Raw genomic sequence first — 17,435 nt, forward strand, 5'->3', positions numbered from 1 at the left:
GCCCGCTGGATGTCGGAGAGCGAGCGCTGCGCCTCGCAGCGTGGAGACGGAGACGATGCCGCGTTATGACCACACCGACGTGTCCTTCGACGTGCCGCGCGACTGGGAGGACCGCTCGGTGGTGGTCTTCGCCGCGCCGGCGAAGCCCGGCCAGGGGATGATCTCCAACCTGGTCATGACGCGGGACACGCTGGCCGCGGGCGAGGACATCCGGGGTTACGGCGACCGGCAGCTCGTCGAGATGGCCCAGCGGCTCGACGGCTTCCAGCTCTACGCGCGGCAGGAGATCACGCTCGGCGGCCAGCCGGCCGTGGAGATCCGGTTCGCGTGGAGGGGACAGAGCGGGCCGATCGAGCAGCGGCTCGTGTTCGTCGGGGGGCGCAAGCCGACGGTGCTCAGCTTCACCGCGACCATGCCGAAGAGCGAGGCCGCGCGGCTGAACCCGGTGTTCGATCGCATCCTCGCGAGCGTGAAGCTGGGCCAGGGCTGAGGGGCTGCGAGGCCGTGAGCGCCCTCGAAGCGGCCCGGATGGGCGATGAGATCGGCCACTCGTCCGCGTGGGCCGGCCTCATCGCGGGGGCGTGCGTCGGGCTCGCGATCGGCGGGGCGATCCTGTTCTCCGTGGCCACCGGCGGCGCCGGGGCGGTCCTCATCGGCGCGGCGGTCGCCGGCGGCGTCGGGCTCGGCGCCGGCGGCGCGCTGGCCGGCGCCGAGATCGGCAAGATGTTCGAGGGGTCCCCGTGCGGGGAGATCGCGACGGGATCGCCGGACACGCGCATCGAGGGGCGCGCCGCCGCGCGCGCGGAGCTCGACGTCCTCGAGCACGGCGGCAAGAAGGTGGCGCAGGGCAGCGCCACGGTCTTCGTCAACGGGAAGCACCTGGGCCGCAGGACCGAGAAGGCGGAGTGCGGCGGCGTCGTCAGCCAGGCGGCCGTCACCACGTTCATCGGCGGCGAGACGCTGACGCTCGTGCCCGTCGAGGAGGAGGTGCCGTCGTGGCTCCTCACGACCCTGCGATGGACCGCGCTGATCGCGGGCGGGGCGGCGCTCGTCCTGACGGGCGTGGGCGCCGGCGTCGTCGTCGCGGGGCTGGGGCTCGCCGGCTCGCTGGCCGGCGCGTTCGTCGGCGCGCACGTGGGCGAGGCGGTGGGCGGCCTCTTTGGCGAGCGCGCCGCGCGCGTCGGCGAGATCCTCGGCGAGTTCGGCGGCGGCCTCCTCGGGGGCATCGGCGCCGCGAAGCTCGGCGAGCGGTTCGGGTGGATCCGCCCGCCGGCCGCGGAGGAGGTCCCGCTCGGGCGGAAGGGGCCGCCGAGCCCGGAGGAGGTGGCCCGGGCGCGCGCCTGGACCGACGAGCAGATGGCCGCGGGGCCCGCGGCCGATCCCGCGGCGGCCGCCAAGCTCGAGGCGAGGATCGCGGAGAACCGCGCGGCCTACGAGCGGGTGCAGCGCGGCGAGCTGGAGCACCCGAACACGACCCCCGAGCGGCTCAAGATGGCTGTCGAGGGCGACGCCGACGGCCAGCGCGTCCCGCTCACGTACAAGGATCGCGCGCAGTTCGACAGGCTGCAGTCGGACATCCGGAACGTCTTCGAGTCGGAGGGCATCACGGACGCGACGGTGAAGCAGCTCGGCTCGGCCACGGACGGGTTCAAGGGCAACCCGGACAAGCCCTTCGGGTTCTGGTCGCCCAAGTCGGACACCGATTTCGCGATCCACAGCGATCAGGCGCTGGTCCAGGCGCAGCAGGCGGGCGCGCCGTACAACGCCAAATACGGCATCTTCAAGAACGGCGAGGCGCCGAGCGCGCTGAACCCGGAGGGGAAGCCGGGGCTTTCCAACACGTCGCTCGGGAGCAAGCTCAACGCGCTGGCGGAGCGGTGGAACGTGGAGATCTACGGTGAGCCCAACCCGAGCAACGGCGGCTTCGACTTCAAGCTCAACGGCCCGCGCGAGCCGAACGGCGACTTCCCGACGATCTATCGAGGCCCCAACGCGGTCGGCGCGACGCCCCCCGCCACCCCGCAGGCGCCGGCCGGCAGCGCCGGGGCGGCCGGCGCGGGCGGGGCGGGCGTCTCGACCGATCCGCGGGACGGCGGCCGCTGAGGAGAGGTGATATGGGCAAGACGGCAAGCACGACGCTCGCGTGGTCCTTCAAGAGCGAGCTCTCCCAGGACGAGATGCTCCGGCGGCTCGACGAGCGGTGGCCTTCGGTGTGGGCGCTCTCGGACAGCCACCATCACGGCGACTACGTCGCCGGCAAGCTCACGCCGGAGGCGGCGGCGCGCATCTACGAGGACGGCCCCAGGTTCGTGGTGCACCTGCGCTTCGCCTCGGCGGGCGGCGACGTGAAGCGGCAGCTCCTCGAGGCGCAGCAGCGGCTCATCGTCGAGGTGCTCCCGCTCGTCGGCGCGAGCGACGTCTGGCCGACGGAGCCGCTCGACTGACCTCAGTCCGACGTGCGCGCGGGCCGCAGCTCGTCCGCGGTGAAGACCCTCCCGAGCGCGACCGCCTTGAGCGCGTAGCGGCTCGGCTCGAGCTGATCCTGCCGGAGGTGCGCCTCCGCGAGGACGCGCACCTTCAGGCTCGTCATCAGGGGCAGCCGGTGCTCCAGGGCCTTCGGCAGGTAGAGCGGCAGCGCGCCCTGCCCGCCCGCCGCGAGCAGCGCGCGGATCCACGCGTCGCCGAGCACCTTGCGGGTCTGGTAGCGCCGCTGCTCGAGCAGGAGCCGCTCCGTGTGCGCCTCGATCTGCCCCGCCGGCAGCGAGCGGCTCGACTGCGCGAGGAGCTCCTTCAGCTGCTGGTTCAGCCGGTCCACGACGCCGGTCGAGCTCTGGAGGTAAGGCGATTTGAGCAGCTCCCCGATGGAGTCGAGGGCGTCCTTCAGCTGCTTGTCGGGGCCCGCGAGCGGCGCGACCACGGCGACGGTGGCCTTGAGCGCCTCGACCTCGTCGAACGCGAACCGCGCCTCGCCGGCCACGAGCACGAGCGGCGGCGTGAACCGCCGCCTGTCGCCGATCGACGCGAGGAGCGCCTGCGGCACGCCGCCCGGCTCGATCGGCGACCCGTCGGTGAGCACGCCGAGGACGTCGTGGCGGTCCTTGGCCGCGTCGTCGGCCGGCAGGTCGTAACGCGGGTCGAGCTCCTCGAAGTCGAGCTCGAGGATCAGGTCGCTCCACCGAGCGCGGACGCGCGGCAGCGCGGCGGGGTCGAACCAGAGCAGCTCGACGATGTCGTCGGCCGCGGGCCTCGGCGGCGACGCCCTGACCCTCGACGGGCGGTCGTCCTCGGCCGGGGCGGGCAGCGAGGCGCGGGCCGCGCTCTCGGCCGCCCCGAACTTCTGGCCCACCGTCATCGCCGGCGGCGCGTCGTTGGTTCCCCAGAGGCCTCGGCTCCCGGCGGGCGCCAAGGCGGGGGGCGGCGGCGCCAAGGCCGGGGGCGGCGGCGTCGCCGGCGCCTGATCGAGGGGGCCGGTCGGCGGAGACGGCGCGGACCACCGCGCCGGCGGCGCCGCCATGAGCGCCCCGAGGTCGCCCTGGGCCGCGGGCGCGCGGAACGGGAGCCCGCCGCTCGGGGGGCTCGAGTGGGGCGCGCTGTCGGCCCCGCGCTCCTCCGTCTTCCAGGGCAGCACCGGAGCGTGCTCGGAGCGGAGCCCGGGGAGCTGCGTCTGCGACGTGCTCGGGGGGCGCGGCGCGACGTGCCCGGAGCTCGGGGGCACGGACCTCTCGGCCTCGCCGCGCGCGGTCTGCGGCGGCTCCAGGCTCACCACCACGCGCCCCTGCTCCTCCGGGTGCTCCAGCGCGATCTGCGCGCGCCAGGTCAGGGAGCAGCGCCCCCGCGCGGTGTCGACCCAGAGCGTGTCGCAGCGCAGGGGCACCGGGCGAGCGCCGCCTCGCCGGCCCTCGAGGGTCGCCGTCGGGCGGAGGCTGGGCAGCTGGGTGACGAGGCGCGGGTGCTCGGGGTGGAGGTTCTCGAGCACGAGGCGCTCGTCCTCGCGCAGCGACGGGAGCTGCTGATCGGGCGGGGCGATGTTGAAGTAGCCGGGGTCGAACCCGGCGGGCAGCGGCTTGCGGCTCCAGTCGCGGTGCGACCAGCCGGCCGCGTGGCGGCCGAGCTTCTCGACGCGCGACGGCCACGTCGGGGCGATCGGACCGAAGCCCGTGGGCTCGATCGCCTTGCCCGGATCGGAGACGAGCAGCCCCGGCGGCTGGAGGTTGGGCACGGCGATCTGCCCGTAGGCGTTCCGCGCGCCGGCGCTCAGCCCGGCCGGATTCCACGAGCCCGGCCCTCCGGCCGCGCGCTCGTAGACCAGCGGCATCTGCGCGAACGGCGGGCCCTCGTGGAGCGTCCCGTCCTGGGAGAAGATGCGGTCGCACCACACCTCGATCGACTTGTCCAGGTCGCCCACGGCGAGCCTGGCGACCAGCGAGCGCGCCGGCGCCTTGCCCGGCGCGTACGCGAAGCCGACGAGCACGACGTCGGCGCGCGGCTTCGCGGGCGCGAGATCGCTCGCCGACTGCAGGCTCCTCGACGGCGCGTCGTCCCACGCCGCGTCGTGGGGGGTCGGCGCCTCCTGGTCGGGGGCGAGCGGCGACTCGCCGGGGCGGAGCAGGAACGTCGCCTTGCAGACGACGGTGAGCACCCAGGAGCCCGCGGAGGGTTGCCAGAGGATCGACGCGACGGGGACGGGCGCGGCGGCGAATACGTTCATGAGGGAGGGGGAGTCTCCGGGGCGCGCTCGCGCCCGCTGGTTCACTGCGGCGTCGCGGCCCCGGGCGGCGCCGGCAGCTCGCGGGTGATCTCGCCCGCGTCGGCGCCCTCGGGCGGCGGCGGCTCCGACCCCGGCGCGAGCGGCGTGCCCTCCCAGGTCGCGCTCTTGTCCCGGCTCCCGTAGACGTACGGCGGGCGGGCCTCCAGCTCCCGCGCGATGCGGGCGAGCTCCTCGTCGAGGTAGCGCGGGTTCGCGGCCAGCCGCTCGCGGATGCCGCTGTTCAGGTAGCCGCGGATGTCGGGGCTCTCCGGGTAGTACTTCGTGAACACGTTGTACCGGAAGAGCGGCTTCAGCCGGTGCACGTCCTTCGGCCCGCTCGGCAGCGGCAGGAGCTCGACGAAGCTCTTCCGCTTCGCCCGCTCCTCCAGCCGGTCGAGCACGAGCTGGAGGCTGTTCTCGAGCAGGTGCGGCGCGCAGTGATCCGCGAAATCGTCGTAGAGCAGCCGCAGGAGCGCCCGCGCCTCGTCGATCGGCAGCTGCGCCTGCCGCTCGCGGCCCATGCGCCGGACGAGGACCATGAACGGAGAGGGCTGGTTGCCCGTCGCCCGGATCTCCTCGGGATCGCGGAAGTCGGGCTGGCGGTAGGGAAAATGGCGCGGGTTGATCGCGTCGAACCCGCCGCGGCCGTAGAACAGGATGCGCTGCCACGACAGGCGCTCTTCGGGGGTGAAGTACTCGACCTCGGCCGCGAGATCGAGGTTCATCCCGAAGTACTTGCCCGGGGCCGAGGGCGCGGGGAGCGTGATCTTCCCCATCGCGTGGAGGTCGGCGAGGTACTGCATGGCGAGCTCGACCGGGGCGATGCGCAGCCAGTACGACAGCACCGTCCCCCGCGCCTCGGGGATCATGAAGATGTGGGCGAGGTAGATGACGCAGAGATCCGGCGCGTACGCCGGATTGACGAGCACGGTGCCGTCGCGCACGCCGCGCACCTTTCCGTCCGCGTCTCGCGCCACGAGCAGGAAGTAGCGCATGTATGTGCCCGACGGCTCGGGCGTGAACGGGTCGTCCCGCAGGAACGCGTGGATCGCCTCCTTGCGCTCCATCTCTCCATGAGGCCCGAAGCAGTCCCAGAGGATCTGATACGCCGTGTCGAAGTCCGGGTCGGAAGGGTCCTCGATCGACCAGATCTGGTATTTGCGGGTTTCGCGCTCGATCATCTCCACCACGTCCTGGTGGAAGAGATCCTTCATGCAGAGCCGGACACGTCGCTTCAAGCAGGGCTCCTGGGGTCCATGGTGCCAGACGGAGCGTTCCTCTGATAGGTAATCATCGTGACCCAGGCAGCTCTCGTCGACACCCGCACGCAGATCGATTCCGCTCGCTCCGTGTGGAGCGAGGCGGGGCCGGTCTATGAGCCCGCCCCGCCGCTCCGCGGGGACGCGGTGGCCGACGTGGCCATCGTCGGGGGCGGGTTCACCGGCGTCTCCACGGCATACCATCTAATCCGCAGATTTCCGAGCCTCCGCGTCATGATCCTCGAGGCGCGTCACCTCGCCAACGGCGCGAGCGGGCGCAACGGCGGGATGATGCTGAACTGGATTAACGGGGTGAGCTACCGCGAACCGGAGCTCACGCGCCGCGTCTACGAGGCGACGCGCGCGGGCATCGACGGCATCGTCGGGATGATCCAGGAGCACAATCTCCCGGTGCGCTACCGGCGCGACGGCTGCATGGAGGTCCTCACCGACGCGCGCCGGGCCGAGGCGGCGCACGCGCGGGCGGAGCAGCTCGCCGGGTGGGGCATTCCGCTACAGTACCTGGACGGCGCGGCGCTCGCGAAGCGGCTCGGCGTCCACGGGGCGGCCGGGGCCGTGCTGGACGCGACCGAGGGGCAGCTCAACGGGGTCGACCTGCTGCGCGGCCTGCGCCCGCTGCTCCTCGGGTGGGGGGTCGCCCTCCACGAGGACACACCGGTGCTCCGGATCCAGGAGGGGCGCACGATCGAGCTGACCACGCCGGGCGGGGTCGTCCGGGCGTCGGCCATCGTGCTCGCCACGAACGGCTACACGCCGCGGCTCGGCTACTTCAAGACCGGCATCTTCCCGCTGCACTCGCACGTGATCGCGACCGAGCCGCTCGACGCCGAGGCGCGCGCCGCGCTCGGCTGGGGGCAGGTCGCCGGCTTCAGCGACGACCACGACAGGATCGCGTACGCCAGCATGACCCCCGCCGGCGAGCTCGTGTTCGGCGGGGGCAGCAACGCGGCGTACGCCTACCTCTACGGGAACCGGACCTCCTACCCCGGCTCACCCGACTCGGCCGGGAAGGCGTTCGAGGCGATCCGGCGCCGGCTGGTCGGCTACTTCCCCGCGGCCGAGCGGGTCCGGATCGCGCACCGCTGGACGGGCACGCTCGGCATCACGATGAGCCGGATCTGCAGCATGGGGGTGCGCGGCGAGCACCGGAACGTGTACTACGCGCTCGGCTACAGCGGCCACGGCGTGACGCTCGGCAACCTCGCGGGCCGCGTGCTCTGCGACATCTACGCGGGCGACGACGCGCGGTGGCGGGACCTGCCCTTCTACATGTACCCGCTCGGGGGGGTCCCGCCCGAGCCGCTCCGCTGGCTCGGCTATCACGTCTACACCAAGCTGACGGGGCGCTCGCCGCGCAAGGCGGCGTGAGCGCGGCGCGCGAGGGGCGCGAGGGGCGCGAGGCGCGCGCGCGGAGCGCTTGCGTGGCCGGAGCGCGGGGCGCTATTCGAAGCGGGGCCATGTTCTGCGCGCGCTGCCACCGGGAGTACGACGCGGGCCATCGCTTCTGCCCCTACGACGGCGCGGAGCTCGCCGAGGCGCGGCGCGTCGACCTGTTCCGGTACAAGCCGACCCGGCTGCGGGGGACGATCCTCGGGGAGCGCTACGAGGTGCGCGGCTACCTCGGCAAGGGCGCGATGGCGCGCGTCTACCTCGCGATCGAGATCGAGACCGGGCAGCCGGTCGCGATCAAGGTCCTGGAGGCGTTCGCGGCCCGGGCGGAGCGGACGCGCGAGCGGTTCGTGCGCGAGGCGCAGAGCGCCGCGAAGATCGGGCACCCGAACATCGTCAAGGTGCTCGACGCCGGCACGCGCGCCGCCGACGGCGCGCCGTACATCGTCATGGAGTACCTCTTCGGCGAGTCGCTCGGCGACTGGCTCCGGCGCGAGCGCCGCATGGAGGCGGACCTCGCCATCCCGGTGCTCTCCCAGGCCGCGTCCGGGCTCGCCGCCGCGCACCGGGTCGGCATCATCCACCGCGACGTGAAGCCCGACAACCTCTACCTCGTCGGCGCGCAGGGCGACCCGTACGCGGTCAAGGTGCTCGATTTCGGCCTGGCGAAGATCCAGGACGCCGATCACATCACGGCGACCGGCACCGCGGTGGGCACGCTCGAGTACATGGCGCCCGAGCAGGTCGTGAGCGACAGGCCCGACGCCCGCACCGACGTCTACGGGCTCGGGGTCGTCATGTTCCGGACCTTCACCGGCGAGCTCCCGTTCCCGCGCTCGGAGCAGTCCGAGCTCCTCGCCCGGCAGCTCGTGACCCCGCCGCCCCGCCCCTCGGAGAAGCGGAAGAGCATCGACCCGCAGCTCGAGTCGGTGATCCTGAAGGCGATCCGCAAGCGCCCGGAGAACCGCTATCCCTCGATGGAGGCGTTCCTGGAGGACCTCGAGCGCCTCGCGGGCGAGCGGGACGGGCCGCTCTCGGCGGACGAGCCGCTCCCCGAGCCGGACGACGTCTACGTCCCGCAGGGATCGTTTGCCAGGAACGCGGCGATCTACTTCTATAGGCGGCTCGGCATGGAAGCCCCACGCTTCGACTGAACCGAACACCACCTCCCGCGGGCGCTTCCCGCCACCCAGGAGATCCGTATTGCCATGGCCTACTCTGCTGCATTCCGATGTCTGACCGGCTGTCCCGGCAGCTACCCGCTGACGCAGCCCCTCTACCGTTGCCCGACCTGCGGCGGCCTGCTCGACGTCGCGCACGACATCGACGCGCTCCGCGACCGGAGCCCCGCGACGTGGATGAAGCTCTTCGACGAGCGCTACAAGCGCACGGTGTGGCCCTACGGCTCCGGGGTCTGGGGCAAGCGGGAGTGGGTCGCGCCCCAGGTCCCGGACGAGGCCATCGTGTCGATGGATGAGGGCGGCACGAACCTCTTCTGGGCGGACCGCTACGGCCGCTCGCTCGGGCTCGACGACGTCTGGGTGAAGCTCTGCGGCAACAGCCATACGGGGTCGTTCAAGGACCTCGGGATGACGGTGCTCGTCTCGGTGGTGAACAAGGCGATCCGCGAGGGCCTCGAGGTGCGCGCGATCGCCTGCGCGTCGACGGGGGACACGTCGGCCTCGCTCGCGGCGTACGGCGCGGCGGCCGGCCTGCCCGTGGTCGTGCTGCTGCCGCGGGGCAAGGTGTCGATGGCGCAGCTGGTGCAGCCGATCGCGTCGGGGGCCCTGGTGCTCTCGCTCGACACGGACTTCGACGGCTGCATGGCCATCGTGCAGCGGCTCTCGGCCGACGGCGTGGTCTACCTGGCGAACTCGATGAACGCCCTGCGCCTCGAGGGCCAGAAGACCGTGGCCATCGAGATCGTGCAGCAGTTCGACTGGACCTTGCCCGACTGGGTCGTCCTGCCGAGCGGCAACCTGGGCAACGCCTACGCGCTCTACGCCGGCTTCAAGATGCTGAAGGACCTCGGCCTGACGACGCGCTTCCCGCGCCTGTGCGTGGCGCAGTCGGCGCGGGCCAACCCGCTCTACCGGGCGTGGGCCGAGGGGCGCAGCGAGGTCGTGCCGATGAAGGCGGGCGAGACGCTGGCGAGCGCGATCCAGATCGGCAACCCGGTGAGCGCGCCGCGGGCGATGATGGCGCTCCAGGCGATGAACGGGGTCGCGGAGGAGGTGACCGAGGACGAGCTCTGCGACGCGGCGGCGCGCGCCGACCGGACCGGGATGTACACCTGCCCGCACACGGCGGTCGCCCTCGCCGCGCTGGAGAAGCTCGTGAAGAAGGGCCTCGTCGAGAAGCGCCAGCGGGTCGTCGTGGTCTCGACCGCGAACGGCCTCAAGTTCACGGAGTTCAAGGTGAAATACCACGAGCGCGCGCTCCCCGACGTGACGAGCCGGCTCGCCAACCCGCCGGTCGAGCTGCCGCCCGACTACGACCGCGTCCTCGCCGCGCTGGACAAACACGCCAAACACACCGCGCAGACTGGCAAGAAGGGTTGAGCGGCGCCGGCCCGCGGAGGCGCTGACCGGCCGGCGGCGTGCGATGATCGGCGCCCGATCGGGGCCGGGGGGGCTGGCGGGCCCGCGCGGGACAGCGGCGCGGGTGCGCCTTGACGCGCTCGATCCCCCCGGCATCCTCGTCCGGCAGAGGCCTCCGTGGACATCCGCCACCGCACGCTGCTCTCGTTCGCCCCGCTCCTGACGGTGGCGGTCGCGCTGGCGGTCTTCCTCCCCCTGGTCAACGCGACGCTCTCGCGGATCTCCGCGCAGCAGCTCGCTCTCCTGGGCGATCTCGTCGACCTGCAGGACATGGAGCTCGCGGTGATCACCCAGCGCGAGACCGTCGGCGAGGCGCTGCGCGGGCTCGACGTCTCGCCGTACACGACCGATGACGCGTCCCGCCGGGACCAGACGCTCGTGCATTTCAACCGCGCGCGGGGCGAGCGGGGCTCGCCGCAAGAGCGGCTGTGGCAGCACCTCGGCGCGGTGTACGCGGAGCTCGACGCGCAGCACGCGGCGATCTTCGACGCGATGCAGGAGGGCGACGCGGCGCGGGCGACGTCGGTGTTCTACGGCGAGGCCCAGGAGCTGACCTTCGTGCTCCTCTCGAGCGCGCGGGCGGGCCAGGCGCAGCACAAGGAGGCGCTGAGCGAGCTCGAGGCGAGGGGCCGCACGCTCAAGCAGCGCGCGCTGATCGGGCTCGCCGCGGGCGTGGGCGGCAGCATCCTCCTGGCGCTGACCTTCGGCTGGCTCCTGAGCCGCGAGATCGTGCGCCCCATCGAGCGCCTCGCCGCGGACGCCGCGCGCTACGCCTCGGGCGATGTCTCCGGGGAGCTCAGTCCCGCCGGAAAGATAAAGCAGATCAAGCACTTGCGAGACGCCTTCCAGCACCTGCTCGGCGTCACCCTGGCGCGGCAGGACCGGCTCCAGCAGGCGTACGCGGACGTCTCGGACCGGGCGGCCCGCGAGCAGCAGCTCCGGGAGACGGTGCAGGCCCTCAACGAGGATCTGGAGCGCGCCAAGGGCGAGCTGGAGCGGCGCGTGGCGGAGCGGACCGCGGAGCTGCTCGTGGCCAACGAGCGGCTCCAGGTCGAGCTCGCCGAGCGCGGCCGCGCGGAGGCGGCGCTGAAGGCGAGCGAGGAGCAGCTCAGGCAGCTGAACGAGGCGCTGGAGCAGCGGGTCGTCGAGCGGACGGCGGAGCTCGCGGCGGCCCAGCGCCAGGTCCTCGACACGGCGAGGCGCGCCGGCATGGCGGAGATCGCCACGAACGTGGTGCACAACATCGGCAACGTGCTGAACACCGTCAACGTGTCCGCCAAGCTCATCGGGGAGGAGCTCGGCGGCCTCAAGCTGGAGAAGCTCGAGCGGGCGGCGCAGCTCCTTGCGAGCCACCGGGAGGACCCCGGGCGGTTCCTCACCGAGGACGAGCGCGGGCGGCACCTCATCGCCTACCTGGAGGCGCTGTCCGCCGCGCTGGAGGGCGATCGGCGGCGCATCCTGCGCTACGTGGACCAGCTCGAAAAGAGCGTCGACCACATCAAGGACATCGTCCGGACGCAGCAGACCTACGCCGGCACCACCGCGGTGGTCGAGCCGGTGCAGCTCTCGGAGCTCCTGGAGGACGCGCTCCGGATGAACGACGCGGCGCTCTCGCGCCCGCACCTCAAGGTCGTGCGAGAGCTCGCGTGCCCGCGCCCGGTCTACGTCGACAAGCACAAGCTCTTGCAGATCCTGATGAACCTCATCAGCAACGCGAAGCACGCGATGGACGAGCTGCCCGGCAGGGAGCACGAGCTCACGCTGCGGGTCGAGGCGCGCGGGGCGGGCAGGGACGGCGCGGTGCGGATCTGCGTGCAGGACACGGGGGTGGGCATCGCGAAGGAGCACCTGACGCGGATCTTCTCCCACGGGTTCACGACGCGCAGCGGCGGCCACGGCTTCGGGCTGCACAGCTGCGCGCTCGCCGCCGAGGAGATGAGCGGGGTGCTGTCGGTGACGAGCGACGGCGTGGGGCGCGGGGCCACCTTCACGCTCGAGCTCCCGGTGCGGATCGGGGGCGCCGCCGCCGAGCGCGCGGCGGGGCCGTGAGCGGCCGGCGTCGCTACCCGCGCCGCCGCGCGCGGCGCCGCCTCGGCCCGCCGCGGGCGCCCGCGGACGTCATCGCCTCGGCGATGCCGTTCTGCAGGGTGTTGTGCGTGACGATCCCGCTCAGGTCGACGCCGAGCTCGACGAGCGTCCTGGCCACGTCGGGGCTCAGGCCCGTGATGATCACCTCCGAGCCGAGCAGGCGCACCGCGGTGGCGGCGCTCAGGAGCTCGTCGGCGCACTGGCCGTCGAGCTGCGGCACCCCGGTGATGTCGAGGATCGCGACGCGCGCGCGGCGGGACGCGACGCCGCGGACCAGCGTCTCCTGCACGCGGCGCGCCCGCTGCGCGTCGAGGGCGCCGACGAGCGGCATCACGACGATGTCGTCGCTGATGGGGATGAGCGGGGTCGACAGGGCCGCGAGGATCTCGTTCTGCGCCCGCAGCGCCTCCTCGCGGGCGCGCCGCGCCTCGGTCTCCGCCGCCGCGCGCTTGCGCTCGGTGACGTCCCGCACGATCACGACCGCCTCGGCGCGGTCGCTGCCGGCGATCCGGACCTCGTAGTCGCGCGTGCCCTCGCGGACCTGCTCCTGGTACTCGAAGACGTGCGTCGCCTCGTCGGCGAGCGCGCGGCCGACGAGCTCGGTGATCTGCTCCGCCACGCCGGCGGGGAACACGTCGGCGACGTGCCGGTGCAGGAAGTCCTCGGCGCGGAGCGACGGCCTCGACTCCCGGGACGCCTTGAAGTCGAGGCAGACGCCGTCGCTGCTGAGCCGGAGGATCGTGTCGGGGATGGCGTAGAGCAGCGCGCGGTTGTTCGCCTCGCTCCGGCGCAGGGCGGCCTCGACGCGCTTGCTGCCGATGAAGTGGCCGGCCTTGGCGGCGATCGCGAGCAGCACGTCGAGCAACCCCGGGTCGGGCTCGCGCGGCTCGGCGTCCATGAGCTCCAGCACGGCCGCGACCTGCGCGTCGGCGCGGACCGCGATGGGGAGCTCGACCGCGAAGCGGAGGCCGGCGCCGCGCGCCGCCCGCGCGCGCGGGTCGTCCTCGACCGCGTCGAGGTCGCAGAACCAGGTCGGCTCCCCCTGGGCGAGCGCGCGGCCGGGCAGCCCCGCGTCGAGGGCGAGCTGCGCGCCCCGGGTCGCCGCCTCGAGCGCGGCGGCGTCGTCGGGCGCGGCGCTCCACGTGTGCTCGCAGCGCAGGCCGCCGCTCTCGCCGTCGCCGAGCCAGAGGGCGGCGAACCGGAAGCCGAGCGTCTCCCCGAGCGCGCCGAGGAGCGCGAGGATGCCCTCGGACAGCGTCGTCGACTCGACGAGGATCCTCGTCACCGTGTACTGCGCCGACACCTTGTGGTTCGCCTCGGACAGGGCGCGGCGCTGGTTCCACTTCTCGGTGAGCGCGTAGGCCATCTGCCGGACCTCGTTCGGGTCGAACGGCTTGGCGAGGATGAGCAGGTTGTCGGTGTTCCCGAACCGGGTGGCGATCTCCTCCCAGGAGTAATCCGAGTACGCCGAGCAGATGACCGCCTGGATGGCGCCGTCCTCCTGCCAGATGCGCGAGAGCGTCTCGATGCCGTCCCACCCCGGCGGCATGCGCACGTCGACGAAGGCGAGGGCGTACGGCGCGCCGCGCTGCCGCGCCTCGCGGACCTTCTCCAGCCCCTCGGCGCCCTGGGTCGCGGTCGTGAGCTCGAACCTCACCGGCCGCCGGCCGGGCGGCTCGCGGAACAGCGCCGACTCGAGGCGGTCGAAGGTCGACGCCTCCGCGTCGGACCGGAGGATCCTGCGGAAATCCTCGTGGATGGCCTCGTTGTCGTCGATCAGCAGAATGCGCCGGTTCTGCTGCCACCTGGGGTCCCGCATGGCCTCGTCCTCGGAGCGTGAATCCAGGTCCTACCCGTCCCTGGAGCGTGAGGTCCAGGTCCTACTCGCCCCTGGCGCGTGAGGTCCAGGCCCTATTCCGGCGGCGGCGGATCGCCCTCGGCCGGCGGAGCGGGCGTCGGCCGCGCCCGCGGCTCGGGCGACTCGTCCTCGGTGGACGGCGGCGGCGGCATCGGCGGGGGCATCGCCGGCGGCGGGCTCCCCTGCTCCTCGCTGTCCCGCGCCGGGGCCTCCGAGGGGCCGAGGGGCATGTTGACGCCGCCGGGCTTCCTCGTGGTCGCGGCCGAGCTCGGCGCGTCGGCCTTGCCGCGGCCCCGCGCCGCGGGCGAGTCGGCGGCGTGCGGATCGAACCGCGGCCGCTTCAGCACGCCGTGGACGTGCCAGCCGTAGAAGCCGTCCGAGCGCTTCGACCGCTTCATCTTGGGCTGCTGCATCTCGATCAGCCCGGGCACGTTCGACCCCGGCGCGCCGAGCAGCGACTTGGTGAGGTCGTTCTTCGACCGGTAGGCGTCGGTGAACTTGAAGCGGACGTAGAGGTCCGCCGTGGAGTTGTTCCACGGCTCGCGCATGGTGACCTTGCCGTCGCCGTCGAGCTCGAGGTCCTGGCCGTTCGCGGACATCTTCGTGACCTTGAGGACGCCGTCCTTCGCCTCGGCCGACAGGACGAGCTCGCCCAGCTTGGCCTCGGGCAGCGCGATGAGCCCCTGGATCTTCGTCTTGCCGTCGCCGACCGAGACCTCCTTGGCCGAGACCTCGAGCGCGCCGCTCGCCTTGTTGAACTTGCCGTCGGGCGCGCTGAGATCGAGGTTCGCGCTCAGCGTGCCGGCGATCGGCAGGCCGAGGATGTCCCCGAGCGGCCCCACCTGCGCGAGCTCCACGTCCGCGACCTCGACGTGCACGTCGCCGCCCGACTTGCCCATCGGGACCACGCCCTCGACCTCCCCGCCGAACACGCTCGCCCAGAACGAGACCCGCATCCGCCCGATCAGGAGGGGCAGGATCTTCACCCGGGCGTGCGCCTCCTCGATCTCGATGACGCTCGGCTTCGGCGCGCTGTCCTTGGCGGCGTCGCCCGAGGTGGAGGTGAAGGCGGCGGCGCCGGTCGGCCTGCCCGAGCCGGGCTCGTTCGGCGGCAGGATGAGCCGCACGCCCTTCATCTCCACGCCCGTGAACCAGTACGCGTCGAGCTCGTCGATCTCGAGGCGCTGCGGCGGGCCGGAGCCCCGCTTCTGCTGCGCGCGATCGAACTCGGCGATCAGCCGGTCCTTGAGCCGGTCGTACGGGAACGTGAGGTAGCCGAAGAGGCCCAGGCAGAAGAGGTAAAAGAGCGGGTAGGCCGCCCACTTCGCGATCTTGACGAGCCGCGCCTTCATGGCTCTTGCTCCTCCTGCTCGTCGGCGGCCGGCAACGCGGACGGCGCGGGGCTCGCCGGCTGGGGGTCGCCCTTCCGGTCGAACGCGGAGACGCCGAGCTCCACCTCGTACGAGTCCGGCTCGCCGGCGCGCGGCTTGATGTTCAGCTTCGTCACCGCGACCGGGTGGCCCGAGGTCTCGATGCGCTCGAGCATCTTGGCGAGGCCGAGCATCCCGATCCTGTGCATCTTCACCACCGTGACCCGCTCGGTGTACTTCTTGCCGTGCGGGACGTCGGGGCGATCCTGCGACTCGGCCGCGGTGAGCCCCTGCTGCTTCGCCGCGTCCTCGATGAAGCCGGCGAGGGCCGGCGCCGGCCGCGCGTAGCGCGCGAGCAGCGCGTCCTTCTGCGCCTTCCGCTCGCTGACCTTCCCCGAGGCCTCGTAGATCTGCTGGAGCAGGTCGCGGATCTCCTGGTTGTCGGCGCGCCTGCCGGAGGCGACGCTCGCGAGCCCGATCGGCACGGCCAGGAACACGAGCACCCCCAGGAATCCGACGAGGAGGGTGAGGAGCCGGCGCTCGCGCGGCTCCAGCTTGTCGAGTCGCTCGCGGAGCGTCATCGCGATCCCTCTGGCTTCTCCGGCGCGCCCGCCGAGGCGCTGTCCGCCGCGTCGGCGCCGGTCTTCTTCTTCTTCTTGTCCTCGCACTTGAGATCCAGCTCGAGGACGTACTTGTGCTTGCCCTCCGTGAACTGGCTCGTCCGCCCGACCTTCACGTCGCGGAAGCAGCGGTGTTCCTTCATGTGATCCGCGATGATCTGCGCGTCCGACACCGACGGGACGACGCCCTGGAGGGTCACGTGCCCGCGGTTCACGTCGAGCTCGAGCACGTCGTGGGTGATCTCCTTCGGCACGGCCTTCGAGAGCTGCACCATGACGTCGAAGGCGTCGACGCGGGGCATCGGGTCCTCGTCGGCCGCGCCGGGGCCCTGGTCGAGCAGCTCGTGGGCCCTCACCGGGTCGCTCGTCTCCTCGCCGAGCACGTCGTGCGAGGCGGTCGCGAGCGAGGCGAGCAGGAGCTCCCGCTCGGCGCTCAGGGTGCGCAGCTCCGCGACGATGGAGAACCCGAAGCTCAGCGCGATGACGGTGCCGAGGCCGGCGAGGATCGGGATCTTCTCGCGCAGGAACGGGTAGCTGCGCTCGGCCTCGAGCGCGCCCTTCCTCAGGTTGAACCCCTTCGTCTTCGGCGTCAGCCCGAGCGCCAGCCCGAGCGCCTTGGCGAAGCGGGGCAGCGCCGCGGCCTGCTCCGGCGTGAGCCCTTCGACCCGAGGCGCCGGCAGCGGCAGGATCGTGAGGCCGAGCTGGGTGGACAGGAACACCTCGGCGCCCTGCGCGCTCGCGCCGCCGCCGACGAGGTACATCCCGGCGAGCGGCTCGCCGCCGAGGTTGCGCCACGCCGCGAGCGTCTGGCGGAGCTCGCGCGCGAGCGCCGGCGCCGTGCCGGGGAGCCCGGCCGTCCCCCGCGACAGCGTCCGGGCGAAGACCGGCTCCCCGGCGGAGAGGATCACGATCTCGGACGTGAGGTGGTCGAGGTCGAGCAGCGCGATCGGCACGCTCGCGCCGGCGGGCGACGGCGAGGCGAGCTCCGGCATGACGGCCTCGAGGTTGGCGAGCGCCACCGCGCCGAGCGCGACGCGCTCCGGCTCGAAGCCGAGCGCCTCCTTCACGACGGCGATGCGCTCGCGCACGTCGTCGGCGCGCGCGATGGCGGCGAAGACCGGCAGCGTCTCGACGCTGGGCGGCCGCTTGAGCAGGCGGTAGTCGAAGACCGCGTCCTCCATCTCGAACGGCACCGTGGCCTCGAGCTCGAAGCCGAGGACGTTCTCGACCTCCTTCTGCGCGGCCGCGGGCAGGTCGAGGCGGCGGTAGAACGACTTCTCCCCGGAGATCGCGATCGCGGCGGCGTCGGGGCGGAGGAGCCCCACCGCGGCGCGGATCGCCTCGGCCTCGGAGACCGCGTCCGTGATGGGCGCCTCGCCGAGCGCCTCGACGAAGACCTTCCTGTACGAGGTGCGGATGAGCGCCGTCCGCACCACGGATTTCCCAGCATCTATCCCGAGCAGCCTGTGCATTTCCGCGCTTC

The 17,435-nt window shown here is 72.8% G+C and carries 13 protein-coding genes; 7 read left to right on the forward strand and 6 right to left on the reverse strand.

Annotation, left to right across the window (positions count from 1 at the left end; genetic code table 11):
• The first annotated feature begins 55 nt into the window (after nucleotides 1–55).
• From WMF33_RS49420 to WMF33_RS49430, 3 genes are read left to right on the forward strand one after another with little or no spacing between them, the layout of a single operon-like run.
• Nucleotides 56–490, forward strand: coding sequence for a DcrB-related protein (locus tag WMF33_RS49420; protein WP_148314644.1), 435 nt, complete (start codon nucleotides 56–58; stop codon nucleotides 488–490).
• A gap of 14 nt (nucleotides 491–504) precedes the next feature.
• Nucleotides 505–2,103, forward strand: coding sequence for a PAAR domain-containing protein (locus tag WMF33_RS49425; RefSeq protein WP_437335086.1), 1,599 nt, complete (start codon nucleotides 505–507; stop codon nucleotides 2,101–2,103).
• Between the two features lie 11 nt (nucleotides 2,104–2,114).
• Nucleotides 2,115–2,444 carry a hypothetical protein gene (locus tag WMF33_RS49430; RefSeq protein ID WP_437335087.1) on the forward strand — a complete coding sequence of 110 codons (330 nt, stop codon included), beginning with the start codon at nucleotides 2,115–2,117 and terminating at the stop codon, nucleotides 2,442–2,444.
• A 2-nt stretch (nucleotides 2,445–2,446) separates the two neighbouring features.
• Here WMF33_RS49430 and WMF33_RS49435 read toward each other — a convergent pair whose 3' ends face one another.
• Both WMF33_RS49435 and WMF33_RS49440 read right to left on the reverse strand, forming a co-directional pair.
• Nucleotides 2,447–4,708, reverse strand: coding sequence for a DUF2169 family type VI secretion system accessory protein (locus WMF33_RS49435; RefSeq protein ID WP_437335088.1), 2,262 nt, complete (start codon nucleotides 4,706–4,708; stop codon nucleotides 2,447–2,449).
• Between the two features lie 41 nt (nucleotides 4,709–4,749).
• On the reverse strand, nucleotides 4,750–5,985 hold the full coding sequence (locus WMF33_RS49440; RefSeq protein ID WP_437335089.1) for a hypothetical protein: 1,236 nt from the start codon (nucleotides 5,983–5,985) through the stop codon (nucleotides 4,750–4,752).
• A gap of 111 nt (nucleotides 5,986–6,096) precedes the next feature.
• Between WMF33_RS49440 and WMF33_RS49445 the strand changes: the two genes are divergently transcribed.
• The 4 genes from WMF33_RS49445 (at nucleotide 6,097) to WMF33_RS49460 (ending at nucleotide 12,065) form a co-directional block, all read left to right on the forward strand.
• Nucleotides 6,097–7,395, forward strand: coding sequence for an NAD(P)/FAD-dependent oxidoreductase (locus WMF33_RS49445; RefSeq protein ID WP_437339592.1), 1,299 nt, complete (start codon nucleotides 6,097–6,099; stop codon nucleotides 7,393–7,395).
• A gap of 89 nt (nucleotides 7,396–7,484) precedes the next feature.
• Nucleotides 7,485–8,570 (forward strand): serine/threonine-protein kinase, encoded by a 1,086-nt coding sequence (locus WMF33_RS49450; protein ID WP_437335090.1) that lies wholly within the window; start codon nucleotides 7,485–7,487, stop codon nucleotides 8,568–8,570.
• Nucleotides 8,571–8,624: 54 nt separating this feature from the next.
• Entirely contained in the window at nucleotides 8,625–9,977 is a 1,353-nt protein-coding gene (gene thrC / locus WMF33_RS49455; protein WP_061623896.1) for a threonine synthase, read from the forward strand.
• Between the two features lie 156 nt (nucleotides 9,978–10,133).
• Nucleotides 10,134–12,065 carry a sensor histidine kinase gene (locus WMF33_RS49460; RefSeq protein WP_437335091.1) on the forward strand — a complete coding sequence of 644 codons (1,932 nt, stop codon included), beginning with the start codon at nucleotides 10,134–10,136 and terminating at the stop codon, nucleotides 12,063–12,065.
• Nucleotides 12,066–12,078: 13 nt separating this feature from the next.
• Here WMF33_RS49460 and WMF33_RS49465 read toward each other — a convergent pair whose 3' ends face one another.
• The 4 genes from WMF33_RS49465 to pilM form a co-directional block, all read right to left on the reverse strand.
• The gene (locus WMF33_RS49465; protein WP_437335092.1) at nucleotides 12,079–13,923 is read right to left on the reverse strand and encodes an STAS domain-containing protein; all 1,845 of its coding nucleotides are present in this window, start codon (nucleotides 13,921–13,923) and stop codon (nucleotides 12,079–12,081) included.
• Nucleotides 13,924–14,015: 92 nt separating this feature from the next.
• Nucleotides 14,016–15,314: a type II secretion system protein GspN gene (gene gspN / locus WMF33_RS49470; protein WP_437335093.1), complete on the reverse strand. Its 1,299-nt coding sequence runs from the start codon at nucleotides 15,312–15,314 to the stop codon at nucleotides 14,016–14,018.
• Nucleotides 15,311–15,913: a type II secretion system protein GspM gene (gene gspM, locus WMF33_RS49475; protein ID WP_437335094.1), complete on the reverse strand. Its 603-nt coding sequence runs from the start codon at nucleotides 15,911–15,913 to the stop codon at nucleotides 15,311–15,313. The genes gspN and gspM overlap by 4 nt, the downstream gene beginning before the upstream one ends.
• Nucleotides 15,910–17,424: a type IV pilus biogenesis protein PilM gene (gene pilM, locus WMF33_RS49480; RefSeq protein WP_437335095.1), complete on the reverse strand. Its 1,515-nt coding sequence runs from the start codon at nucleotides 17,422–17,424 to the stop codon at nucleotides 15,910–15,912. The genes gspM and pilM overlap by 4 nt, the downstream gene beginning before the upstream one ends.
• Nucleotides 17,425–17,435 lie beyond the last annotated feature (11 nt).

Origin of the sequence: Sorangium sp. So ce394, from assembly GCF_051474665.1 — a bacterium.
In the GTDB taxonomy this organism is placed as follows: Bacteria; Myxococcota_A; Polyangia; order Polyangiales; family Polyangiaceae; genus Sorangium; species Sorangium cellulosum_D.

Excerpts from the sequence above, each read along its gene's own strand:
- WMF33_RS49420 (WP_148314644.1), top strand. The coding sequence starts at position 56 with ATGCCGCGTTATGACCACACCGACGTGTCCTTCGACGTGCCGCGCGAC.
- WMF33_RS49430 (WP_437335087.1), top strand. The coding sequence starts at position 2,115 with ATGGGCAAGACGGCAAGCACGACGCTCGCGTGGTCCTTCAAGAGCGAG.
- WMF33_RS49435 (WP_437335088.1), bottom strand. The coding sequence starts at position 4,708 with ATGAACGTATTCGCCGCCGCGCCCGTCCCCGTCGCGTCGATCCTCTGG.
- WMF33_RS49450 (WP_437335090.1), top strand. The coding sequence starts at position 7,485 with ATGTTCTGCGCGCGCTGCCACCGGGAGTACGACGCGGGCCATCGCTTC.
- thrC (WP_061623896.1), top strand. The coding sequence starts at position 8,625 with ATGGCCTACTCTGCTGCATTCCGATGTCTGACCGGCTGTCCCGGCAGC.
- WMF33_RS49465 (WP_437335092.1), bottom strand. The coding sequence starts at position 13,923 with ATGCGGGACCCCAGGTGGCAGCAGAACCGGCGCATTCTGCTGATCGAC.
- gspN (WP_437335093.1), bottom strand. The coding sequence starts at position 15,314 with ATGAAGGCGCGGCTCGTCAAGATCGCGAAGTGGGCGGCCTACCCGCTC.
- gspM (WP_437335094.1), bottom strand. The coding sequence starts at position 15,913 with ATGACGCTCCGCGAGCGACTCGACAAGCTGGAGCCGCGCGAGCGCCGG.
- pilM (WP_437335095.1), bottom strand. The coding sequence starts at position 17,424 with ATGCACAGGCTGCTCGGGATAGATGCTGGGAAATCCGTGGTGCGGACG.